General features: G+C 49.4%; 26 protein-coding genes. 4 read left to right on the top strand and 22 right to left on the bottom strand.

Annotation, left to right across the window (positions count from 1 at the left end; translation table 11 throughout):
* The 6 genes from ACQY8X_RS16500 to ACQY8X_RS16475 all read right to left on the bottom strand — a co-directional run.
* On the bottom strand, positions 1 to 369 hold a 369-nt coding region (locus ACQY8X_RS16500), incomplete at its 3' end, for a hypothetical protein (protein WP_428036236.1).
* Complete coding sequence (locus tag ACQY8X_RS16495; protein WP_428036235.1) at positions 369 to 1,352, bottom strand: PQQ-dependent catabolism-associated beta-propeller protein; 984 nt, start codon at positions 1,350 to 1,352, stop codon at positions 369 to 371. The genes ACQY8X_RS16500 and ACQY8X_RS16495, both read right to left, overlap by 1 nt.
* The gene (locus ACQY8X_RS16490; RefSeq protein ID WP_428036234.1) at positions 1,336 to 2,109 is read right to left on the bottom strand and encodes an ABC transporter ATP-binding protein; all 774 of its coding nucleotides are present in this window, start codon (positions 2,107 to 2,109) and stop codon (positions 1,336 to 1,338) included. The genes ACQY8X_RS16495 and ACQY8X_RS16490 overlap by 17 nt, the downstream gene beginning before the upstream one ends.
* 2 nt (positions 2,110 to 2,111) lie before the next feature.
* On the bottom strand, positions 2,112 to 2,885 hold the full coding sequence (locus tag ACQY8X_RS16485; RefSeq protein ID WP_428036233.1) for an ABC transporter ATP-binding protein: 774 nt from the start codon (positions 2,883 to 2,885) through the stop codon (positions 2,112 to 2,114).
* Positions 2,872 to 3,639, bottom strand: coding sequence for an ABC transporter permease (locus ACQY8X_RS16480; protein ID WP_428036232.1), 768 nt, complete (start codon positions 3,637 to 3,639; stop codon positions 2,872 to 2,874). The genes ACQY8X_RS16485 and ACQY8X_RS16480 overlap by 14 nt, the downstream gene beginning before the upstream one ends.
* On the bottom strand, positions 3,636 to 4,745 hold the full coding sequence (locus ACQY8X_RS16475) for an ABC transporter substrate-binding protein (RefSeq protein WP_428036231.1): 1,110 nt from the start codon (positions 4,743 to 4,745) through the stop codon (positions 3,636 to 3,638). The genes ACQY8X_RS16480 and ACQY8X_RS16475 overlap by 4 nt, the downstream gene beginning before the upstream one ends.
* 755 nt (positions 4,746 to 5,500) lie before the next feature.
* On the opposite strand from ACQY8X_RS16475, the gene ACQY8X_RS16470 reads away from it, so the two are divergent.
* The gene (locus tag ACQY8X_RS16470) at positions 5,501 to 6,706 is read left to right on the top strand and encodes a porin (RefSeq protein ID WP_428036230.1); all 1,206 of its coding nucleotides are present in this window, start codon (positions 5,501 to 5,503) and stop codon (positions 6,704 to 6,706) included.
* 493 nt (positions 6,707 to 7,199) lie between these two features.
* On the opposite strand, the gene ACQY8X_RS16465 is transcribed toward ACQY8X_RS16470, so the two are convergent.
* From ACQY8X_RS16465 to ACQY8X_RS16395, 15 genes are all read right to left on the bottom strand, one after another.
* Positions 7,200 to 8,780 carry a GMC family oxidoreductase gene (locus ACQY8X_RS16465; RefSeq protein WP_428036229.1) on the bottom strand — a complete coding sequence of 527 codons (1,581 nt, stop codon included), beginning with the start codon at positions 8,778 to 8,780 and terminating at the stop codon, positions 7,200 to 7,202.
* A 14-nt stretch (positions 8,781 to 8,794) separates the two neighbouring features.
* On the bottom strand, positions 8,795 to 9,373 hold the full coding sequence (locus tag ACQY8X_RS16460) for a gluconate 2-dehydrogenase subunit 3 family protein (protein ID WP_428036228.1): 579 nt from the start codon (positions 9,371 to 9,373) through the stop codon (positions 8,795 to 8,797).
* Positions 9,374 to 9,453: 80 nt separating this feature from the next.
* On the bottom strand, positions 9,454 to 10,215 hold the full coding sequence (locus tag ACQY8X_RS16455; RefSeq protein ID WP_428036227.1) for a lipoate--protein ligase family protein: 762 nt from the start codon (positions 10,213 to 10,215) through the stop codon (positions 9,454 to 9,456).
* Positions 10,208 to 10,885 (bottom strand): 2-oxo acid dehydrogenase subunit E2, encoded by a 678-nt coding sequence (locus tag ACQY8X_RS16450; protein ID WP_428036226.1) that lies wholly within the window; start codon positions 10,883 to 10,885, stop codon positions 10,208 to 10,210. Before ACQY8X_RS16450 ends, ACQY8X_RS16455 begins: the two co-directional genes overlap by 8 nt.
* A gap of 17 nt (positions 10,886 to 10,902) precedes the next feature.
* Positions 10,903 to 11,136, bottom strand: a complete 234-nt coding sequence (locus ACQY8X_RS16445) for a biotin/lipoyl-containing protein (RefSeq protein ID WP_428036225.1) — start codon at positions 11,134 to 11,136, stop codon at positions 10,903 to 10,905.
* A gap of 3 nt (positions 11,137 to 11,139) precedes the next feature.
* Positions 11,140 to 12,162, bottom strand: a complete 1,023-nt coding sequence (locus ACQY8X_RS16440) for an alpha-ketoacid dehydrogenase subunit beta (RefSeq protein WP_428036224.1) — start codon at positions 12,160 to 12,162, stop codon at positions 11,140 to 11,142.
* A 41-nt stretch (positions 12,163 to 12,203) separates the two neighbouring features.
* Positions 12,204 to 13,190 carry a thiamine pyrophosphate-dependent dehydrogenase E1 component subunit alpha gene (locus ACQY8X_RS16435; protein ID WP_428036223.1) on the bottom strand — a complete coding sequence of 329 codons (987 nt, stop codon included), beginning with the start codon at positions 13,188 to 13,190 and terminating at the stop codon, positions 12,204 to 12,206.
* Positions 13,191 to 13,548: 358 nt separating this feature from the next.
* Positions 13,549 to 14,766: a peptidoglycan DD-metalloendopeptidase family protein gene (locus tag ACQY8X_RS16430; RefSeq protein WP_428036222.1), complete on the bottom strand. Its 1,218-nt coding sequence runs from the start codon at positions 14,764 to 14,766 to the stop codon at positions 13,549 to 13,551.
* A gap of 336 nt (positions 14,767 to 15,102) precedes the next feature.
* The gene (locus tag ACQY8X_RS16425; RefSeq protein ID WP_428036221.1) at positions 15,103 to 15,627 is read right to left on the bottom strand and encodes a gamma carbonic anhydrase family protein; all 525 of its coding nucleotides are present in this window, start codon (positions 15,625 to 15,627) and stop codon (positions 15,103 to 15,105) included.
* Positions 15,628 to 15,711: 84 nt separating this feature from the next.
* Entirely contained in the window at positions 15,712 to 16,788 is a 1,077-nt protein-coding gene (gene hppD, locus ACQY8X_RS16420; protein WP_428036220.1) for a 4-hydroxyphenylpyruvate dioxygenase, read from the bottom strand.
* Between the two features lie 673 nt (positions 16,789 to 17,461).
* A complete protein-coding gene (locus tag ACQY8X_RS16415; RefSeq protein WP_428036219.1) occupies positions 17,462 to 17,884 on the bottom strand; it encodes a hypothetical protein in 423 nt (140 codons plus the stop codon).
* Between the two features lie 354 nt (positions 17,885 to 18,238).
* A complete protein-coding gene (locus ACQY8X_RS16410; protein WP_428036218.1) occupies positions 18,239 to 18,937 on the bottom strand; it encodes a hypothetical protein in 699 nt (232 codons plus the stop codon).
* 81 nt (positions 18,938 to 19,018) lie between these two features.
* The gene (locus tag ACQY8X_RS16405; protein ID WP_428036217.1) at positions 19,019 to 19,186 is read right to left on the bottom strand and encodes a hypothetical protein; all 168 of its coding nucleotides are present in this window, start codon (positions 19,184 to 19,186) and stop codon (positions 19,019 to 19,021) included.
* Positions 19,187 to 19,315: 129 nt separating this feature from the next.
* The gene (locus ACQY8X_RS16400; RefSeq protein ID WP_428036216.1) at positions 19,316 to 19,873 is read right to left on the bottom strand and encodes a hypothetical protein; all 558 of its coding nucleotides are present in this window, start codon (positions 19,871 to 19,873) and stop codon (positions 19,316 to 19,318) included.
* Positions 19,874 to 20,136: 263 nt separating this feature from the next.
* Positions 20,137 to 20,469 carry a hypothetical protein gene (locus ACQY8X_RS16395; protein ID WP_428036215.1) on the bottom strand — a complete coding sequence of 111 codons (333 nt, stop codon included), beginning with the start codon at positions 20,467 to 20,469 and terminating at the stop codon, positions 20,137 to 20,139.
* A 396-nt stretch (positions 20,470 to 20,865) separates the two neighbouring features.
* Here ACQY8X_RS16395 and hisA point away from each other — a divergent pair, with 396 nt between their 5' ends.
* The 3 genes from hisA (at position 20,866) to ACQY8X_RS16380 (ending at position 22,718) form a co-directional block, all read left to right on the top strand.
* Positions 20,866 to 21,621, top strand: a complete 756-nt coding sequence (hisA, locus tag ACQY8X_RS16390; RefSeq protein WP_428036214.1) for a phosphoribosylformimino-5-aminoimidazole carboxamide ribotide isomerase — start codon at positions 20,866 to 20,868, stop codon at positions 21,619 to 21,621.
* Positions 21,602 to 22,213 carry a GDSL-type esterase/lipase family protein gene (locus ACQY8X_RS16385; RefSeq protein ID WP_428036213.1) on the top strand — a complete coding sequence of 204 codons (612 nt, stop codon included), beginning with the start codon at positions 21,602 to 21,604 and terminating at the stop codon, positions 22,211 to 22,213. Before hisA ends, ACQY8X_RS16385 begins: the two co-directional genes overlap by 20 nt.
* Before the next feature lie 79 nt (positions 22,214 to 22,292).
* Positions 22,293 to 22,718, top strand: coding sequence for a hypothetical protein (locus ACQY8X_RS16380; protein ID WP_428036212.1), 426 nt, complete (start codon positions 22,293 to 22,295; stop codon positions 22,716 to 22,718).
* Between the two features lie 157 nt (positions 22,719 to 22,875).
* On the opposite strand, the gene ACQY8X_RS16375 is transcribed toward ACQY8X_RS16380, so the two are convergent.
* A complete protein-coding gene (locus ACQY8X_RS16375) occupies positions 22,876 to 23,001 on the bottom strand; it encodes a cytochrome b/b6 domain-containing protein (protein WP_428036237.1) in 126 nt (41 codons plus the stop codon).
* Positions 23,002 to 23,051 lie beyond the last annotated feature (50 nt).

Genomic DNA, 23,051 nt, shown 5'->3' with positions numbered 1-23,051 from the left:
CAGCAGAAAAAACTGCGTTCCCTCAGCCTGCAAACGCTGGATCAGTGCGGGCAATTCGGAAAGTTCCTCCACCTCGTGCCGCGTCAATGTAAACCGGATGCCGTTTTTCTGAGCAGCAAAACGCGACTCCTGCATCGCCAGCTCGACCGCCGTGTCGAGTCGCCCCCAGGGCTGAGCCTGATAACGGGCATCGGTCACCTCTGCGCGGTAACGGGGATCACCGGCATACTCGATCAGGGCGAAACTGACGCTTTGAAGCTCCACCGCCCATACCGGAGATGACAGCAGCAATGCCAGCAGTGTTGCTACGCACCTTAGACGACTTGAATTGAAGCCGATCTGTTTACAAATGGCTGTCACAGAAAACATCAGTCATCCACCACAACATCGTGGGGCACCCGCCCTGCAGGCACCGATCTGATCACTTTGCCACGTACGGTATCGATCACAGCCAGATCATCACTCTTACCGTTGGTCACATAGAGCCGGCTTTCGTCCTGGTTAAGCGCGATTCCCCAGGCACGCTTGCCCACCAGAATGTAGTCGAGCACGGTGTAGCTTGCACTATCAACAACCGCCACATGATTGGCTCCACCGAGAGTGATGTAGGCTCGCGTACCATCTTTGGTCATCACCATACCGACCGGAGAGATCGCTTCCGCACGCACCCCACGCAGGAAAAAGTTCAGTTCTGCGATGGGCTGATATGATTCAGTGCTCAGAACCGAAATAGTACCTCCCACCTCATTACTCACCCAAAGCTGCTTCTGATCCGGCGTCAGCAGCATCCTTCTTGGGCGATTGCCCACCACAATATTCTCAACCAGTTCACGACTCTGCACATCGATCACATGCACCATGTTAGCCACCTCAGAGGTGACATACACCCGGCGATTATCCGATGTTACCAATACCCCTTCCGGTTCCTCCCCCACCTCAATCTCGGCAACTTTCCTGCCCTCCTCCAGCGAGTAAACGGTCACCAACCCATCATCCTCATTGGAGGCATAGAGGAATTTCTCATCCGGTGACAGATCGAAACGGTCAGGGTCTTCACCGATCTCAATACTCTGCCGTACTGCCAGCGAAGCCACATCGATTACATCGATCACATCTGCGTCACCGCAGGCCACATAGAGGAGTGCGCCATCGTTACTCAGCTTCATCGCCCGGGGGCGCTGACTGGTTTTAATCGCAGCCACTTTATCCATGCTGGTCGCCTCAAACACCGTCACCTGATCATCCTTCTCACTGCTGACAAACACATAGCCACTGCTTGCCTGACTCTGTTGCACCACCAGCAGCAGTGATACCAGAGCAATCGAATTCAAAGTATTAACAAGTATGTTCATGAGCGACTCCAACCGTTTTATTCAGATTTATCAGGTGTAAAAACGCGTCTGAAAGTGAGCTTCCGCAGAGCGGCTCTTTAGCCAACAACTCTCCCGGGGATGAATCAGCCAGAACCTTACCCCGGTCCAGTACAACAACCCGGTCAGCCTGCTGAATCTCCTCAACGATATGGGTGCTCCAGAGCACCGCCAGATCACGCTCTTTACATAAAGCGATAACATGATTAACCAGTGCCTGACGGGATTCCGGGTCCAGTCCGACGGTCGCCTCATCCATCAATAACAATCGGGGCCGATGGAGCAGACTGCGGATTAACTCAACCTTGCGCCGGTTGCCGCCACTGAGACTGCGCACCGGCAGATGCCGCACCGCTTGCATCTCAAAGCGTTCCAGCTCACTGGATATGCGGTGTTCCGCGTCAGCACGACTGAGCCCATGTAACAGGCAGTGAAATTTAAGGTTACCCTGCACCGTCAGATCGAGATCCAGAGTCGGCTGCTGAAACACCACGCCGATAGAAGAGAGCGCGGCAATAGGATGATGGCGGATATCATGGCCACAGACCCGTATCTGCCCACTATCGCCATTAAACAGACCGGTTAACAGCTGAAACAGAGTCGTTTTTCCCGCACCGTTCTGCCCCAGCAAACCGACAAACTGGGATGACTGAATCGCTAAACTGACCTGATTCAGCGCTTTAACCGTGCCATAGGTTTTGCTAACGGCGCTCAGCTCCAGTGCGGTATCTGATTGCATAATTATCTCCTGGAGACCGATTGCAGAACGGGTGCGGAGAGAACCCCTTCTAATAAACCAGCGTAATCAGAGAGCAGATCACTTTTCCAACGCTGCAGTCTGTTATCGTCGGGCAAACGGGGGCGGGCAATATCCACCGGGGTATCCAGAATGACTGTGCCCGGAGCAGTGGAGAGGAACAGGATCCGGTCCGCCAGCTGAATCGCTTCATTCAGATCGTGGGTTACAAAGATAACGGTGGGTTTGTGTTCCACCCATAGTTCACTTAACAGTGAACGCAGGTTATCGGCATTGGGGGCGTCCAGTGAGACAAAGGGTTCATCCAGCAGCAACAGGTCCGGCTCGGTCAGAAAAGCCCGGGCGATACTGACCCTGCGCTGCATGCCACCTGAAAGGTGCTTGGGATAGAGAGACGATTTTCCACCCAGTCCGACTTTTACCAACATACCCTCTATATCCGCGTCAGTCGCATCAGGCTTCACCAGGCGCAGATTCCCGGCCACGGTTAACCAGGGCATCAGTCTCGGCTGCTGAAAGATATAACCGATCTTACAGTCGGATTTGCCGGCCAGAGGGGCGCCATTAAACTGAATCTCCCCAGGCGCACAGGTTTCCAATCCAGCAATCATATTCAGCAAGGTCGTTTTACCGGTCCCCGAGGGGCCAACCAATGCGACAAACTCACCCTGCGAGACGGAAAACGACAGCGGCCCCAGCACTTTCTCCGGGCTATTGGCATAAAACTTACTCTGTAAAGCGATATCAAGACTGACCATGGTATCCCCCCCGGGCGATGAAGCGGTCCAGCGGACGCATAATCAGTCCCTCAATCACCAGAATGATGGCAGCAAATGCCAGGGTATAAGCCAGAATGCTGGAGATATCAAAAAACTGGAAATAGGTGCCCAGCTGAAAACCCACGCCATCACTGCGCCCCAGCAGTTCAACCACCAGCACTATTTTCCAGATCAGTGACAGACCGGACCGGGCTGAGGCCATAATGAAGGGGTAAAGCTGCGGCAGGTACACTTTAAAGAAATAACGCAGTGGGGAGACCTGAAACACCCTGGCCACGTCCAGCAGATCCTGGTCAACCACCCGGGCGCCTTCACGCACCATCACCACAACGGTAGGAATTTTATTAATCGCTACCGCCGCAATCGCAGCCGCCTCTACCAGCCCAAACCAGACATAACAGAGCATAATAGTGACCAGGGCCGGGACATTAAGGGCGATAATCAGAATTGAATCGCCAGCGCTATTCAAACGGGGAAATGCCCCCATCATGATACCGATCAGCACCCCAAGCAGCATCGCAATGGTGAAGCTGAGCAACACCCTTAGCAGGGTCACCAGCAGGTGATGCAACATATCCCCGTCAACCAGATGGCTGCGCAGACTGGCAAACACCTGCAGCAGACTGGGAAAGTTACTGCTATCCATCAGCATAGCCGCACACTGCCAGACGAAAAACAGAATGGCGAGGGGTAACGCACCATGCAGCAGTTGCTTCATCGCGGGAACGATCATGGGCCCTCCCCGGTAGCGACCTGTTTCACTCCCACTTCAGGGTTTGCAACCCAGAACAGCGACCGGTCCAGTTTATCGGCCCCACCCGTCAGCTCTGCACCACCCTCGCGCAACATAAAGGCATAGAGATCCTCCAGCGCATTCAGTTCATCTGTTCCGAACTGAAGCTGTACGCCGGCGCGATAGCCCTTTTTCAGCGCTGTAAAAATCTGCTCATCTTCCGCCCGGGTCAGATCACGGATGCGCAGCCATTCGGCGTCAGATGTCAGCAGAATATTCCGGGCTTCCCGGGAGGCTTTTAAAAAATTCCCCAACAGCTCGCTATGTTGCTGACGCCAGGATTCAGCAAACACCCAACCGAGCATAGGCACCTGATGCTTCACTCCTAACCCCCGGATCATCTCATCAACGGAGATCACCGGCTTAAACCCCCGGGCTTCTAATCTGGCACCGTAATGCCAGAAATTAAGGCTCAATGGCAGCTTGCCGTCATACATCAACTGATTCAGCAAAGGGGGCGCGGCAAACACCGGCTCAACCACCTCCAGAAGGTCTTTCCCCAGCACCTGCTGACTATAGGCCTGTAGCAGCAACCAGCTCTTATCGACAGAGCCTCCGGCAACTCCCAGACGTGCACCCTGCATATCCTTCACGGATGAAACCGTGCTCTGCGGCTGAGCATAAACCCCTCCGGTAGCGGCTGAGACAGGGGAGAAGCCGAACATCCTGTGGTTAAATCGCTGCCGGTTCACCCAAACCCAGTCACTGTAGATCAGATCAACAGCACCACTTTGCAGTGCAACTGCGCTGGCGTTTTTACCGGCAACAGGGGTGACATCAAGGGAGAAATGATATTTCTCATCAAGATGATGCTGACGAATAACATCCATCTCCCAGTTGACGGTGCCAAACTGCAGCACAGCAACCCGCACCGTCGGCAATGACTCGGCAAACAATTGAGAACCGGGCAGCAAACCCAGCAAGGCGGTCAACAACAGCGCCCCGATGCAGGTTTTTCCCGTTTTAAGCAAAACCGGCCTCATCCGCCCGATATTGACCAGAGCAGATAAACCTCTTGAAGAAACAGTCGAAAACACAATCTCCATAACAGTATTCCCAGATATAAGATTAGTGGTGACTGAAGCCACTCTTTACAAACATAGCCCCCCTCGTTATCAGCCACACTGTGAGCTTAAAAAAGGCCCGGCATATCGTACAAAACACCCTGAAGGGGAAGGGATAATGAAGGTATCAACTACGATATGCCGGACAAATAACTTACGAAATTACAATCAGTAAGCCGGATAAAGTCTCACAACTAACAATTGTAATTAGAGCAATAACAGTACCAAAAACATAAGTTATTGATAATTGTACGAAATAACTAATTTTTAAATTAACTGTCCCAATTGAATAACAGCAAATGAAACAGACTGTCTCGATTTGATGCGACACAAAGTCTTAAAAATGTATAGCGAAATAAAGATAATAAAAAATAGGGCTAAGCTATCTCATTCGATATAAATCTGCTTAAAGCGACACTTTAATTTAACGCCACAGTCTGATTCATAAAGATGAAACATTCTGTTGCAAAATCAGCCATTATTTATAAAAAACCCGTTCACAAAAAACCAACTCATATAATCAGAAGCATCTCAAATAAAAATAAAAAATGACAACCTATTGAAATCAGTAGTATCTTTTAACTTTTAATAATTAAATCTATATTTTGGCATATTCTCTGCTCTTTCCCCTGCGGGTCGATGTTAAATCAATTTTTCACCTTACTATTTATATAAATAGTTGAACGTGAAAACCCCGTAAATAAATCTAACTATAAATTCCGTTGGGGAGTAACTCTATGAACTTAAAAAAATCATCCCGCAAAAAGAAGGCGCTAATCAGTCCTGTTAAAACACTGACAGCGATGATGATGCTATCAGGGGCAGCAACCCATGCATCCGCCGACATTCTGATCGGTGAAGCGGCTAATACCAAGCTGTCGATGTATGGCATTCTTGATGCGGGGATTCTCTATCAGGATAAGGTGTCCACTGATGGTGATGAGAAACTGGGATTGGAGACCAGTGGCTTACGTCAGACCGTTCTTGGCTTTAAAGGGTCCCGGTCGCTGGATAATGGAATGGATGCCTTTTTTAATCTTGAAGCCCACTTCGATCTGGACACCGGTATGTTTCATGGTACCGGTGATGCCAGTACAGACGGAGATGACAGTAGTGGCAGACTGCTGTTCCGTCGTCAGGCAAACCTGGGAGTAACCGGCGACTGGGGAACGGTTATCATTGGTCGTCAATACGGCCCTGCTCTGCTTGCCCACCTGGGTACAGAACCCCGTATATTCAAAGAACAGTTCTCTAATCTGTATGCCTGGGCCTATAGTCAGTACTTCTCTACCGTTAACGACCCTGCCAGCACGGATGGCCGCAATGCCAATAATGATGTCGGTATCTTCTTTAAAAATGCGGTGCAGTATCGCAACAACATCAATGGCTTAGATTTTGGTGTGCTGTACTCTTTCGGCGGTCAGGAAGGCTCTCAGAAAGAGGGTGATGTTGTTGCCATCGGTGCTGCGTATAACACAGGCCCGGTAACGCTGTCTGGTTCTTATCAGAATATGCGTGACCAGCAAACCGCTGAAGATGTTGTTACCAGCTGGGCACTGGGTGCTGCTTATGCGGTTGGCGATCTGAACTTCAAAACCAACTTCATGAACACTGAAAACAACGATGCTAACGGCAATCAGATTCTGGATCTGGATGCCCTGGGCGTTGGCATGGACTGGCAGTGGAATGAGAAAAACAGCGCGACCATCGCTTACTACATCAATAAGGATAAAGCGCCAGCCAAGAGTGTAGAAACCAAATCACTGGTGTTGAGCAACGAATACACCATTGGTGAATCGACCATTGTTTATGCTCAGCTGGCCCATGTCGATGCGGATGAGATGGGTACTATTTCACGCTATGCCACCTCAATTGTTGCCAGCCCTGCACCTGCAGGTGAGACAACCACACTGATCAACGTTGGTTTTAACTTTGCGTTCTAACTAGCCCCTTCCTCTGTAAGCCCCTTGGAAGTCTGCTTCCCTGGGGCTTTTGCTTTTCTGCTCTGAGCACTTATTTACCGTACCTCCTAACCCGCCATTCATTCCAGCAGCATTGGAATAACCCCTATGATCCAACAGCCTCCATCATCCAATAAAGCCTCTAAGCAACAAGGCATGTAAGTCTGCACAGGAAAAACACTCGCCTGTGACTAAGTCGCGGTAGCTCTGTATCAGAGGCTGAAAGATGTCTGCAACCTGAAGTGACTGTTGAACCATCCAGGGATGAAAAGTGAACGTTGAACAGCCTGGCGAAACGATGAGATGACGGGTTAACAAAAGAAAAGATCGGCGCGCTTCATGTGGCGCACACAACAGATCAGACCTGGCAACACACTCCAGGCTAACAGCCTATTAACTATATCCCGCCCCTGAAACAAAAAAGGCACGCTCGAAAGCGTGCCAAAGAGTTACACCGAGTGAAACAGGTTAAAGGTCAGATCGCCTTTTTCTTCATCTGGTCAGCAATATAATCGGCCTGACGAATCGCCAGAGCAACAATGGTCAGAGTCGGGTTTTCAGTACCACTGGAGGTGAACTGGCTACCATCAGAGACAAACAGATTCTTGATATCGTGCGCCTGACCCCAGCGGTTAACCACACCATCTCGGGCATGCTCACTCATGCGGTTGGTGCCCATATTATGGCTGGCAGGATAAGGTGGCAGATTATTAACCTTCAGCGCACCCACCGCATCGAACAGCTCTTTGGACCGGTCATAGGCATGGTTGCGCATACGGGTGTCGTTGATATGGTCAGTTTTATAGACCACCGGCACCGGCAGACCGTACTGATCTTTCTCTGTCGGATGCAGGGTAATGTTGTTGGATTCTACCGCCATATCTTCACCACAGATCCAGAAACCCGCCATTTTATCGTAGTTAGCCAGTGAGTCCGCTAACTCCCGTCCCCAGCCACCTTTACCCGGATTGAGGAAGGCAGACATAAAGGGCAGACCCAGGTGCAGAATTTCCAGCTCATAACCAGCAACATGGCCGCGGCTCGGATCATTGTTCTTCCACTCATGGACAATACCCGGCACCACCGTACTTTTATACATATGCACAGGCTTTTCGAACTCGGCATAGACCCCACCGGTGGTATGGGTCATATAGTTCTGACCTACCTGACCAGAGGAGTTCGCCAGACCATCGGGGAACATCGATGAAGCAGAGTTCAACAGCATACGCGGTGACTCAATAGAGTTGCCCGCTACCGCAACCACCCGCGCTTTTTGCAGAAGATGATTGCCATCCTTATCGGCATAGAGAACACCAGTTACTTTGCCGTTTTTATCATGCTCAATCTTCAGCACCATCGATTGCGGCCGCACCTCCGTTTTACCTGTAGCTTCCGCTTTCGGAATTTCGGTGTACATGGTTGACCACTTCGCACCGATGCGGCAGCCCTGCATACAGAAACCATTCACCTGACAGGATGGACGTCCATCACGGGTCTCGGTATTAATCGCCAGTGTCGCCTGCTCGCACTTCGCACCGATACGCCTGGCACCCTCTTTGACCACTTTATAGTGGCTACTCTCACCATGGAAAGGCATACCGGTGGCTTTGGTGCCACAGACACCCATCTTCTTTTCAGCCTTTTCGTAGTAAGGCTCCATCTCTTTCAACGTCACTGGCCAGTCAAGCACATTCGCACCAGGCACGGTGCCGTTGGTGGTTTTCATCTTGAACTCGTGTTCCTGAAAACGCATCGCCACGCCAGCCCAGTGCATCGTCGCACCACCCACACCTTTTACAATCCAGGCGGGCAGGTTGGGGAAATCTTGCGCAATCCGGGCAGGGCCAACAACATAGCGTTTATCCAGCCAGGAAATTTTGCCGAACATTTTCCATTCATCATTTTCGATATCATCCAGTTTGAAGCGTTTACCCGCCTCCAAAACAACGGATCGGATACCCTTCTGCGCCAGCTCATTGGCCAATGTACCGCCACCCGCACCGGAACCAATAATGACCACCAGGCTGTCATCGTTTAAATCAAATTTAGTAGACATAGCTATTCCTCTCTTCAGATCCAGTCAATATCGTTGTAACCACGGTTGATGTAGCCGCCCTTTTCCCAGGCAGATCCACCATAGCCAAAGCGAGGCCAGAGCTCGGGGTTGTTATAGATGCCCATCATCAGGGCGCCTTTAATATTCTGAAAGAAAGGAGACGACTCGACCTGTTTCAGTACAACAACACGCTCTTGTTCAGATTTGATATCGATATAACTGGCACCAAACTGCTGCGAAGCGATCTGATCCAGAGATTTAGCACCGTCGGCCAGTTCCGATAATTTTTTATCATCGGTGGCCGCAGCGGTAATCATTGGCGTTAACACCTGGGTATAGTATTTATCTTCCAGGGTATCGTGAGGATAAATATCCCTCGCCATCTTCAACAGAGTGACATTCGCCTTATCGCCAATTTTCTTAGCGGCATAGGAGTTGGGCGCGAACAAGCCTCCCCCCATAACAACAGCCGAAGCGGCGACGGCATAGGTTCCGGTTTTGGACAGAAAACGTCGGCGATTCATGCAAACTTCATCTGCTTTGCCATTCTTGGCACTCGCAGACTGCAGTAAATCTTTTTTATTTTTATTCATAATAATCTCCAGGATTAACATTATTTTTTAAACTGTATAGTCACCAGACTAAACAGCTAAAAATGCCACGTTCGATTAACCTAAATATATTTCTCGATATAACGATTAAGATATGCATCCAGCCCATCAAGGGATTTCAAAACAAAGCTTTCACCGGATTGATTCATTATCTGGGCAAGGGATATATGCTTACCTTCAATAATAAAAGGGGTCAGTTGACACTTCTCATAAAACCGGTTGGAAATATTCCACATCGCTGGCAGATCGCCATCACATAAAATAACCGCGTGCATCAGCAGCGCCATATCCCGGTCATCGGTACGGGCCAGAGGGTTGGTGATCTTCTTCCAGCGCTGAGCAGTACCGGCGAGTTTCTGCCCCCCAACCACCACATTAAAATCACCATCACAGAACGCCCCCTCGATAGAGGCGCACTCTCCCTGAATGCCGTTGTCCGCCAGCCACCCCAGCATCGCATTGCAGATCACCCGATAACTGTCGCGGATGCTCATCTGACCTTTTTTGCATTTGATTGCCATGGTCAGATTGATGAAGCTCTCACTCTGCGGCGTCAGCTCTCCTCCGGTGCTGCGAATCACTACCGGCCAGCCCTGCTCAGCACAATAGTCACTGGCGGCCTGAAAGTTACTCCGATTGGTAGCGCTTTTAGGCACAACCAGGGCCTGCTTACTACGCCACAATGCATAGCCACATTGCACCTGACCTGACAGCACCTGGTCTAACAGTTGCTGCTCAAGTTCAAGACCCAGAGTAATATCAACCGGCGAGCGCATCCTTATCTTCGCGATCTGGCTACGCCCGTTGATGGTCAGACTATTCACTTTCGATCTCCCGGCAGAGGTCAGTGAGAAAATCAGCCGCCGGACCGCCATCAACGCCGCGATGATCAAAGGTCAGGGAGAGGCCCATCATCCGTCTGGTCACAAACTGACCATCCTCGACCGCCACCTCAGTATAGGTCTCACCGATACCTAAAATAGCCAGTTGCGGCAGGTTGATAAGGGGGGTAAAAAACCGCACCCGGCTGCGACCGATGTTGGTCAGGGTAAAGGTGCCGCCCTTCATCTCCGAGACTGTTAACTGCCCATCTTTAGCCCGGTTAAGCAGCTCACGACGGGCGGCAGCACGCTCCTGAATATCTTTCTGATCAGCGGCAAACAATGCTGGTGCCATCAACTTGCCACCGGGCAAGCCGATGGCATAGCACAGATCGATATTGCGGTAGATAGAGATCTCATTGTTTTCAATACGCCCGTTCAGCACCGGGTGCTTCGCCAGGACGTTGACAACGTAGTCAGCCAGCAGGTCTTCAACCGAGATATTCACCCCCTGCTCTGCCATTTTCTCCTTACGCCGCCACATAGTATCAACGCAGCAAACGGCATGGTGAGTCAGCTGAGCAGCCTCATCAAGGCTGCGTCGCATATTATTGGCAATCATGCCTCTCAAGCCTTTGAGAGGCGTTACCCTGAGTGTATCTGAGGCGGTCATCTGTCTCTCCCGATCTGCTAGCCGATAGTTGCCACGGTCTGGCCCTTTTCGACAATGTCATCTACATCTTTGATGATCTTTAAGAATCCTGAAGCGGTTGCTTCCAGTTCATACTGAATCTTTTCAACCATCAGTTCTGCGATCACATCACCCTCGGCAACCTCACCCCCATCACTGGCCAGCCAGGAGGTGATAACCCCCTCAGAGTCTTCTTCCCACATATCGACGGGTACAATTACATCTGTTGTCATCTCTTAGTCTTCCTTCATTTTGTTAAAAGCTGCGATAATTTTTTCCGGGCTCGGCAGCGCCCACTGCTCCATAGGACGGGCAAACGGAATCGGAATGTCGGGATACGCCACTCGCTGAGGCGCTGCTTTCAAAGGAACGCCGGCCTCGACCACACTAGCGATAATCTCTGCGGTCATGCCGTAGCTGTGATAATCCTCATCCACGACGATCAGGCGGCCGGTCTTCTTAACCGACTCAATCACCGTGTCACGGTCCAGCGGTGCCAGCGAGCGCAGGTCAACCACTTCCGCACTGACCCCCTGTTCTTCCAGAATCCGTGCAGCCTTCAGACCGAAGTGCACACCGGAGGTGATCCCCACAATCGTGACATCGGTGCCTGGACGGGTGACCACGGCCTTACCCAGTTCAACTTCATAGGCGGCTTCCGGCACATGCACGATGGCCTCTTTTTCAGTCCCCAGCCACCCCATTCCCTGCAGGGCCTTATGGAACATGAACACCACCGGGTTAGGATCACGAATCGCGGCAATCATCATCCCTTTGGCATCATACGCATTGGAGGGCGCAACCACTTTCATACCGGGCAGATGGGCAAAGGTGGCATGGACACACTGAGAGTGCTGTCCCCCATCGGAGTAACCACCACCGGTGGAGGTCATCAGCACCATCGGCACCGTGACATTACCGCCTGAGAAATAGGTGTTCTTCGCCATCATGTTGTAGATGGCGTCGAAGCAAACCCCGAAGAAGTCGACAAACATCAGTTCGACAACCGGCTTCATCCCATCAGATGCGGCCCCCACAGCAGCACCAATAAAAGCGGTTTCAGAGATCGGCGTATCGCGCACACGCTCACTACCAAACTCTTCGTGCAGCCCCCGGGTATTGCCGAATACTCCACCTAACTCACCGATGTCTTCACCCATCACAAACACTTTGTCATCGGTGCGCATCTCCTGAGCAATCGCTTCAGCCATCGCCCGGGCGATCGTCAACTTGCGTTCTTTTTCTTTTACCTGAGTCATTTTTATATCTCCTGAATCCTGACCTGATTTCGCATTACCGCTTAGACAAATACTTTTTCCATCGCCTCTTCAGGCGCGGCGTATTCACTGTCACGGGCAAACTGTATCGCTGCGTCAACCGCTGCATGCGCTTCCTCTACCAGCGCAGCATCTGCGGCATCGGTCAGGATCCCCTCGTCCAGCAGGCGTTGCTTCATAACAGGAATAGGATCGATCTTCTGCAGGGCCTCTTTTTCACCGGCGGGGCGGTAAGTTTCACCATCCCCCATAAAGTGACCTGCCAGACGTGAGGTTTCAATTTCGATAAGGGTGGGCCCTCCACCATTGCGGGCACGGGCAATCGCCTCACCAACCACATCAAAGATGGCAACCGGATCGTTCCCTTCGATAAACTCACCGGGCATACCATAGGCAACCGCCCGGTCCGAGTTCCGCTCAATCGCCGTACTGGCTCGCTTGGAAACAGAGATCCCCCAGGAGTTATCTTCGATAATGAAGATGACTGGCAGCTTCCAGACACCTGCCATGTTCAGGGCTTCGTGAAATGCCCCCTGGTTAGCAGCGCCCTCCCCCAGATAGGCCACCGCGATTCCACTTTTCTTCTGCATCACCCGGGATAACGCAGCACCCACCGCCGGGCCAACGCTCTGACCAATGATCCCTGAACAGGAGAAGTTAACGTTGGCATCAAAGATATGCATATGCCCGCCACGACCACCGCTGAGGCCGGTCTTCTTACCGAAAATTTCGGCAGCCATCGCTTTAAGGTCAACGCCTTTGGCAATCGCAACGTGATGGGGGCGGTGAGTAGATGTGACCACATCTTCCGCGGTCAGATGCGCGCATACACCGACAGCGCAGGGTTCCTGACCATTAGACAGATGCATCTCACCGGGAATGGGGCCGTTGGCCATATTGAAGGCGGGGCTTTTACCCTCCATGTAGATCTTTTCAATCACCTCTTCAAAAAAGCGACTCACAAGCATGTGTTTGTACATCCATACCTGTTGTTCCTGACTCGGTTTCATATCATGCTCCACAGTATCAGTTGTTATATTTTTCTATATCACTGTATGAGCAAGGCCTGTGCCATAAAGACAACCATATGATTTATAATATATTTTTAAAGATTAATGGATTCGATGATTCACCAATGAACGGTTATGTAAATCAGGGTGACGCACCCTGTGCGACACTTTGTTCCACCCTTTAAGACCGGATAACGCCATCAGCTAGTCAGCGATTTTCAGCACTGAATCACGATACAAAAGCAGCAAAGCATGAGCTCAGCAGGGATCAGCGTAGTGCTGTGTGAGATTACAGGCATAAAAAAGCCCGGCAGAACGGCCGGGCCTGGTTAACGAGTGCTATAAAACGGCAGTGCAGCTACTGCTTTTTAGCCAGCGCCAGTTGTTCATCCATCTGAGATTTAAGCTCAGCAACCTGCTGTTTAAAGGCGTTACGTTTTTTGCTGGCGATGGTCTGCACCACAGGAATCGGGGCGGTCATCGCATTTACCGGACGGCCGTTAACATGCAGCTCATAGTGCAGATGGGCACCGGTTGAGCGACCAGAATTGCCGGATGCGGCGATCTTCTGACCACGGGAGACTTTTTGCCCCTTTTTGACATAGGCTTTGCTCAGGTGCAGATAACGGGTTTTATATTTCTGATTATGCTGAATCTCAATATACAAACCTGCATAGCGATGTTTAATCACCCGGGTGACCACGCCATCCCCGGCCGCGAGTACCGGTGTGCCGATAGGTACAGAAAAGTCGGTGCCGTTATGGGGACGGATCAACCCGGTCACGGGGTGTTTACGCTTCGGATTAAAACTGGAAGAGATACGATATTTCCGCTTCAGAGGGATACGCTGAAAGGCTTTTTCCAGGCTCTCTCCCTGATCATCAAAATAGCTATCATCAAACAGAAAAGCCGACTGCTTGCGAATAGCGCCATCATAGACAAAGCCTTCGATGATACTGTTTCCGGTATACTCACCATTCACATACTGACGGGACACCGCCAGCTCAAAGCGGTCACCCGCGCGCAGATGGCTTCTGAAATTCATCCGCTCTTTTAGCAGACTGGTGACCTGATAGGCTTCCGCAATGCGTACTCCCGCCCGTTGCATCGAGCGGGGTAGATCCCCCTGCACCTCGCCGGTAAAGATCTCCCGACGATAGCCTCCCTTTTCGATAAACTCCTTGAACTCGAAGTCACCTTTTTCTCCGCGATCAAACACCACCTTGTAGGTCAGCCCGGAACGGAAGATAAACTGCTTTAATGTCCCCTCACTATCAAAGTTAAACCCCAACTGATGGCCCGGTTGAATAGTATCCAGCGCCAGGACGTTAAGGTCGGCTTCCATCAGTTTATACAGGGTTGGCTGTGAGATATGCAGAAAATCAAAAATCGTGCTCAGGGTATCACCCTTTTGCACCACATAACTGATTTCAGGGTCTGGATCTTTCAGTGGCGCAGAGCTGTCGACCGCCCCGTCGTCAGTAACGGGGGCATCACTTTCCTGCAGATCGATAGCAAGATTGCTTCTGAACTGGCCCGGAGCAACCGCCACGGCAGAGCTGTTATCCGAGAGCATGAGGGAAACAAGTAGAATAACTGAAGCGAACCCCAGTACGACACGGTGCGGAGTTGGCAGATGACTCAGCAAGGTAAGGGCTGTGCTAAAAAAAGACTTCAGTCGTGAAGTGATATTCCCGGTTTTCAAACGCTGCCACTCTGCCTAAATACTGATCAATGCTGATTCTTGCCCCCATGGCTGATGCTGTGACCACCGACAGGGACGATTGTTCAGTGGATTATGCCTGAAGTGGGACAGAATTTCCTGTCTAAGCAACTGGAACCGTCGCAGTAATTGACACAAGCCCTTCCGCCACTTACGTCCGCTTGTGACACAACGTATAAAAAATCGCGGTTAACCGATCTTCTTCAGCGCCGTTTTATACAGCGCCGCTTTATCGATATAGGTCTGCGTATTGGCACGAATACCGGCGCAGGCCTCATCGGACAGTGTTTTGACCACCTTAGCCGGCACCCCGAGAATCAGCGAATTATCCGGAAAAATTGCCGCCTCAGTGACCAGCGCACCCGCCCCCACCAGACAGTTTTTACCGATAACGGCACCATTGAGCACAACCGCCTGAATGCCGATAAGCGAGCCCTCTCCGACGCTGCAACCGTGCAACATCGCCTGATGGCCGATAGTGACATGTTCAGCCACCGTCAGTGGAAACCCGGGGTCGGTATGCAGTACAGCACCATCCTGAACATTACTACCCGCGCCAATAGTGATCGGTTCGCTGTCACCCCGCAGAACCGCTTGTGGCCATACCGAGGTGTTCTCCCTGAGAATGACCTCACCAATCAGGGTCGCCTCCTCAGCAACGAAACAACTGTCATCGATCAGCGGGGTTTTACTCCCCAGTGCATAAACGGCCATATAGCTATCCTTTGTTATGGTTAAATCTGATTGCATCATCACAGAGCACGCCATCGGGGTGCTCTGTGATTTACAGCTGAACACTTATTCCGGTTTTTCGATAACGCCCCGGTTCAGCTGATCCCGCTCAATCGACTCGAACAGGGCTTTAAAGTTACCTTCACCAAAACCATCATCCTTTTTACGCTGAATAAACTCAAAGAACACCGGTCCCAACTGGCAGGTAGAAAAGATCTGCAACAGCAAACGGGGGCCATCATCGGTAGTACCATCCAGCAGAATCCCCCGGGACTTTAGCTCATCCACCGGTTCACCATGGCCCGGCAGACGTTCTTCCAGCATCTGATAGTAAGTTTCAGGCGGAGCCGTCATCAGTTCGAGACCACCGGCACGTAACTGATCAACACTCTCCAGCAGATTGTCAGTGCGTAGCGCTATATGCTGAATGCCCTCACCGTTAAACGCCATCAGAAACTCTTCGATCTGTCCGCCACCTTTGGAGGCCTCCTCATTCAGAGGGATGCGGATCTTACCATCCGGGGCGGTCATCGCTTTCGAGGTCAGCCCGGTATATTCGCCTTTAATATCAAAGTAACGAATCTCACGAAAATTAAACAGGGTTTCATAAAAACTGGCCCAGTGATTCATCCGGCCTTTATAAACATTGTGGGTCAGATGGTCGATCTCATAAAAGCCGTATCCCCGAGGATAACGATCCACGCCGTCGATAAAATTAAAATCGATATCATAGATTGAGCTACCATCCTCATAGCGGTCGATCAGATAGATCGGGGCACCACCGATCCCCTTAATCGCAGGCAAGCGCAGTTCCATCGGCCCGGTGGGGATCTCAATCGGTTGCGCACCTTTGTCCAGCACATACTGGTAGGCATGATGTGCATTTTCCACCCGAAACCCCATACCTGCCGCCGAGTTGCCATGTTCCTGGCCAAAATAGAACGCTTCACTGTTGGGTTCACGGTTAAGGATAAAATTGATCCCTCCCTGACGGTACAGCTCTACAGCTTTTGACCGGTGCCGGGCCACCAGGGTAAACCCAAGCAACTCAAACACCCGGGCGATGGCATCGGGCTGAGGCCCGGAAAACTCACAAAATTCAAAGCCTTTCAGGCCAACAGGATTCTCAAAAAGATCGGTCATTATTATTCTCCTGACAGAGCAGCGCATACAACAGGGCATACCGCAGCGCTCTGCAATCAGTATTCAGTTGTTACAGACGGACCAGACGGCCCCTTAAGCTGATTTAATTCTGAGAAAAAACAGGAGGAGGTATAGCGATACCACGGGTCGACCGGGACCAATACTGACCAATAAACAGCTGCCAGACCAGTGTGGGAACAAAGGCTTTACTATCCACCGGTAACGACCTTACAACCCGGCAATATCGGGGCAGATGAACCGTTATTAATAACCGGCGGACATATCCTCAGGGGCAAGGCAATCATGCACAACTGCGAACGCACCATCATCCTCCTCCCCATGCCGACCAATTGAAATCTATCGACACATTTGCCGACAGCCTGATAGATATAGTTATAGCGTTAAGGCAAGCCCCTGTCGACCCATCGTAGAGAATAGGGAGGCGGTGGTAATCGTGTGAATGTCGGCTTCAAGAAACCGCTATGTCGCATATATTAGAAAAGTGATATTAACGGTAGACCGGGACCATCTCACTGGCAGGTACTTTGGCAACTATCCACATTCGATTGAGTCGATCAGACCTGAAAAATCCGACAGCCTGACGATGGGGAGCCAATGATTAAAGGTTACCTATACAGTATTAGCTATTAAATAAATCTGTCCTCTTTATCTTCTAAAATGTAAATTCTATGCTGTAACGCTTATCGTCTTCAGTAACGACACCATTTCTACCGAAAACAAGAAGAGCTTCTTTTAAATAATTTATAAACTCTTCTCGTGATAAACAATTTTCATCAGGCATGTCAATCCGTACCAGTTCCCATCTAATTACTCTTGATGGCAAAGGAAGAACGACTCTATTTAGAGCAATTCTATAAACCTGATCTTGAAATACAAACAACCACCCCTGCCAATCACAATCTCTAGCTTGGCTATAACGAATTAGAAACATTCCTCTATCAGCATCCATCGTCCATTTAATTTCACAATCTGATTCAGGATCCAGCTTATTAAAAGTCTTTACGTTATTCCACAACTCAATAATATTATATTTATGAATATCCGAATTCTTTATATACTCATTTACAAAAGACATTTCTATGCTCCAAAAATCAAAATTTTAATATGTATAACATACCTCACAATATCCATATTTCCCTAACACTCATACCCGAAACCAGATTCACTTCACGGCCACCTACCCAAAAGGGGCTTTATATGCATCAGAATTCTGACCTTGTAGATTAAGCCACGATTTTCATCGGCGGTGGCGTCGCTGGAGACGTTATCGACCACCGCATAGATGACTCAGTATTTGGTCAAGGGGAAGGTATTGATCTCGCCATTCTTTCCATGATGCATGCTCCCTATGCATTCCCACGCTGGAGCGTGGGAACGAGGTAACATTCTGTTTTTAAAACACCTACCCTACTTAAATAAATACAACTCTTTATTCATTTTCTAAAATGATGCAAACATTCGGTTTAACAGCGATTCCTCCCTGATCTCTCATTGGACTGGGCATAGGTTCTTTTACAGTCAACTTTCCCCCAACGGCAGATAAAATAAAAATTCTTCCCTGATAATAAAAGACCTCTCCAGATGGTGCTAGCGGAATTTCGCCTTCAAACCAATCAACTGAAAGGTTACCCACCTTATTAATTGGGTGATTCACATACAACCTATGAATGCCGTGTTTTTCAAGCCAGGAAAATCTAACAATTCTATCAACATATCCGTCATTATTTAGATCAAAAGCAGAAGACTCCACAGTATAAATACCATTATAAAAGCTTTGCAAATAATCAACACGCTTTTTCCAAACATCTACACTGACAGGAAAGTATGAATTTAATTGCATTTGGATCTTAACACCTTCATCAGGACTAATCACGTTCCATTCAGGTGTAGAAAAATCATCATTTAATGAACCAAAATTCGAACCACCATATTTTAAGACATAACCACCTCTGTTTAAGTAGACCAGTAAATCTCTACACACCCCATATTGATGACCTTTTTCTAATGAGTATGTGTACTTTACAAACTCACCTTCCGATCCTGTTGAACCTTCATCTGCAAAACAAAAAAACGGAACATTAAGAGAAATAATTACAAACAAAGAGTGGAAAACAAACTTGATTCTCATAAAGATCACCTTTAAAAATTATAACTATCTCTCTAGCACTCTCATTCTTATATCTCAGCAATGGCGTCAATACATATTCAATCAGTAGCGCTTTCCGATTTTCACTTCAGCACTAACACTCATACCCGGCACAAGATTCACTTCACAGCCATCCACCCAAAGGGGGCTTTTATGCATCAGAATTCTAACCTTGTAGATTAAGCCGCGGTTTTCATCGGCGGTGGCATCGCTGGAAACGTTATCGACCACCGCGTCGATGACTCCGTATTTGGTAAAGGGGAAGGTGTTGATCCTGATCTCGGCATTCTGTCCATGATTCCTGCTCCGTATGCATTCCCACGCTGGAGCGTGGGAACGATATAATAATTCTAAATAAAATCAGTAAAATATCGTTTCTAATTCAGAATAAAAATTTTTATGCCCTCCTGAGCAATTCATAGCAGAAGGAAAAACACCAAAGAAAAAATCATCTACATCGAAAAGGTTGACATAATAATTATTATAAACAGCCATTACCTTATCATCTGAAAGCCTTTTATAAAAAGCCCTATAAACTCCTATTTCATCCCACCCCTCTACAGCCTCTTCTTTCAAAACTCTATAATAAACAGCTTTCATATTAAAATCAGACTCAACTTTCTTATAGGAAGATGTTTTAAATCTATCACCCTTAACATAGAAAACATCATAAAATAAGTTATCTGAATCCTTAAATCTAGAAAACCCAACACCTTCTAAATAAGCGTCACTAAGACTATTAAAATAGTCATCTGATAGCCAACCAACCCCACTATCAAGTTTTTCATAAATCGTCAGACCACCATCCTTACGGCACAGATCTGAAAACTTATAGAAATCAACTAAAGGAGTAAAAAAAGCTAAAAGCAATAAAGACAGCGTAAACACAGATAGAAATAGAAAAACTTTAACTTTCATAATCCTACTCTCTTAAAAACATCATCTTTCCCTAACACCCATAACCGGCGCCAGATTCACTTCACCGCCATCAAACCAAAGCCGTAAACAGTGGCGGGGCTATTTTCTGTTTCATCGAGATATCAGTATGCGTTATGTATACCGAGATCATCCGGATCTTCCGGTACATAGGTTTCATCCCACAGGCCGTAAATAACCCCGGATGTAATATCATCTTCCACCTGATCATTCGCCAGCACACTATTTTTCTCCCCGAGCAAGCTTCAGAGCGGGTATTGACTCAGCACATCGGCCAGTTCGGGGTTATTGCTTATCGCTTCTGACAGAAGCTGATGCCTTTGTTGACTAAAAAGGAGTTTTTGCTGATCGTTACCCTCGATCTCGATCACCCGGCCGATCACCATATAGTAATAGCCTTCGCAAAGTTCACCGTTCAACAGCACCGGGGAAGATCGCCCCCCCCCTTGCAAGGCTTCTTCTACCGTATCAGGAAAAAAAATGCTCCCCTCTTGTCTGGTGTTTTTAACAGTAACGGAGGGATATTGAACCCTACAATAGCGGCTCGTTATCCGGTCGCTGTGTAACAGGTGAATCATTCTAGCGCTCCACTCAATATCGGATAGAGATCAGGATAAACCGTGAACAATGATTGCAGCGTGCAGGAGCCCTGAAGGGGATGATAGAGATTAGGATTAACACCAGCGCCAACCATCACCGGCACGCCAGGTATGACAAAAGTAAACAGCACGGTTTTATCGGGAGAGATGTCTGATCCATCGACAATATTCCTTTATGGGTTAAACAAGTCAGGCTCGTTTAGTAGCGTTTATTTCTAACAAACTAATGCCCGCTATTCAACATTTAAACCGGTAAGACCCGCTAATGACTGATCTGACACGCCGTTGATTAAACCCGAGAGTTTGAGTTATCGGGAAGCCAGCCCTTTCTGTTACAATGCGCCGCTGATAAGCCTTTTAACGGAGAGCCGTACGTTGACCCAGTTTCGCCCCTGTATCGACCTGCACCAGGGTCAGGTAAAACAGATTGTGGGTGGCAGCCTGAATGATCAGGGTGCCACCACCAACTTTGTCAGTCAGTATGATGCTGAGTATTACGCCAGCCTCTACCGCAAGCACAATCTGACCGGTGGTCATGTGATCGCGCTGGGGCCTGGAAATAAAGAACAGGCGCTGAAAGCACTGGCGGCCTGGCCCGACGGCCTGCAGTTTGGTGGCGGTGTGAATAACAGTAATGCGGCGGAGTTTATTGCGGCGGGTGCTTCCCATGTGATTGTGACCTCCTGGCTGTTTGAGGAGGGTCAGTTCAGTTGGCAACGGCTGGAGCAGATCAAAGCGATTACCGGCAAAGAGCGGCTGATTCTTGATCTTAGTTGCCGCCGTACAGACTCTGGCTGGAATATCGCCACTGACCGCTGGCAGACGGTGACTGAAACGCAGGTGAATGCGCAGACATTGGCAGAACTCAGCCAGCACTGTGCCGAGTTTCTGATCCATGCGGCGGATGTTGAAGGGCTGCAATCGGGGATTGATGAAGAGTTAGTTAAACTGTTGGGTGAGGCCTGCCCGATTCCGGTGACCTATGCCGGCGGCGCTCGCTCACTCGACGATCTGAAACTGGTCGACCAGCTATCCAATGGCAAGGTCGATCTCACCATCGGCAGCGCGCTGGATATCTTCGGCGGCAGCGGTGTCACACTGGAGCAATGCATTGAATGGAATCAGCGTTAAAACCGTTTTACTGGCGCTGCTGCTGACACTGGTCGGCTGCAGCGATCAGACAGAACTAACTTATATCCCGCCGGAAGGTGTGATTCTGGCCTTTGGCGACAGTCTTACTCAGGGGGTCGGCAGTCGGGATAATGGCGATTACCCTGCACAGTTACAGCAACTAACCGGGCGTAAGGTCATCAATGCCGGTGTCTCAGGAGAGCTATCTGCTGAGGGGCTACAGCGTCTGCCTGCACTGCTCGATCAGCACCAGCCCGCTCTGCTGATTTTGCTGGAGGGTGGTAATGATATTCTGCAAAACCGGAATAAAGCTCAGCTAAAACAGAATCTGGCCCAAATGATTGAAGCGGCGCAACAACGCCAGATCGATATTGTTTTCATCGGCGTTCCGGAAAAAGCACTGTTCTCGAATAGCGCCCCGCTGTATCAGGAGCTCGCAGAACAGTATCAGCTAGTATTTGAACCCGCGGTTATTGCCGAACTTCTGCGCGACGCGCAATACAAGTCTGACCCGGTGCACTTCAATAACAGGGGCTATACCGAGCTGGCAGTGCGTATTGAATCGCTACTAAAAGAGCATAACGCTTTATAACGAATGGAATTTTTACGGGCGGGCAGAGTCATAACATCAGGCCCGTCCATCTATACGTTTCAGATTGCTGTATTAATCTATGCTATTAAAAATATCATCTATTATTCTCGCTACCGTTCTGATCGGTCAGTGCAACTTAGTGCAAGCAGAAAGCAGTCAGGAGAGTCTGTCCATTACCCGGCAGGCAATAAACGACTTTCGTCAGATCTCTGTTCGCATACTGTCTGCTTATAAAACACCACCCCGCTATATTGGCTCGACAACCAAATGGCACCTGTTCCTGAAAAAAGAAACCCGGGAAGCCGTTGATAAACAGTTCAGCACGATCTTTGGCTATAAGATCCCCCGCAAGGACACTCCCATAGAAAATGGCTGGGAACTCAGCCTGCCGATTATTGAGATCGACCCGGATAACTGCCCTGAAGTGGCCAGCTACAGAGATGACAAAAGCGGCTTTAGCCTGCCAGCCGGAACCAACATAGCCGCCCACTGTATCAGCCAGTAAACATCCACATAAGGGATAAGCAAAGAGCTGTATTACCACAGAGGACACCGAGTTCACCGAGACAAGCGTAAAGGCTAAAGGAGGCTTTTTCTTATCAACAAGCAATAAAAAAGCCGCATTACGCGGCTTTTGATCCCCTTCAAACTCGGTTGATATATCAGGCCACTCTACGGCCCAACATCCGCTGCAAAGTGCCATCTTTAGTCAGCAGATGGTGTTTTACAGAAGCCGCGACATGCAACGCAATCGCCGCGATCATGACGTTGCCCCCCAGACCATGCATGATTTTTCCCGTTTCCCCCAGCAACTCATTCTTGTCGCCACCGGCAATCA

Source organism: Amphritea sp. (assembly GCF_050300915.1).
In the GTDB taxonomy this organism is placed as follows: domain Bacteria; phylum Pseudomonadota; class Gammaproteobacteria; order Pseudomonadales; family Balneatricaceae; genus Amphritea.
This window is presented reverse-complemented; position numbering and strand designations above follow the sequence as displayed.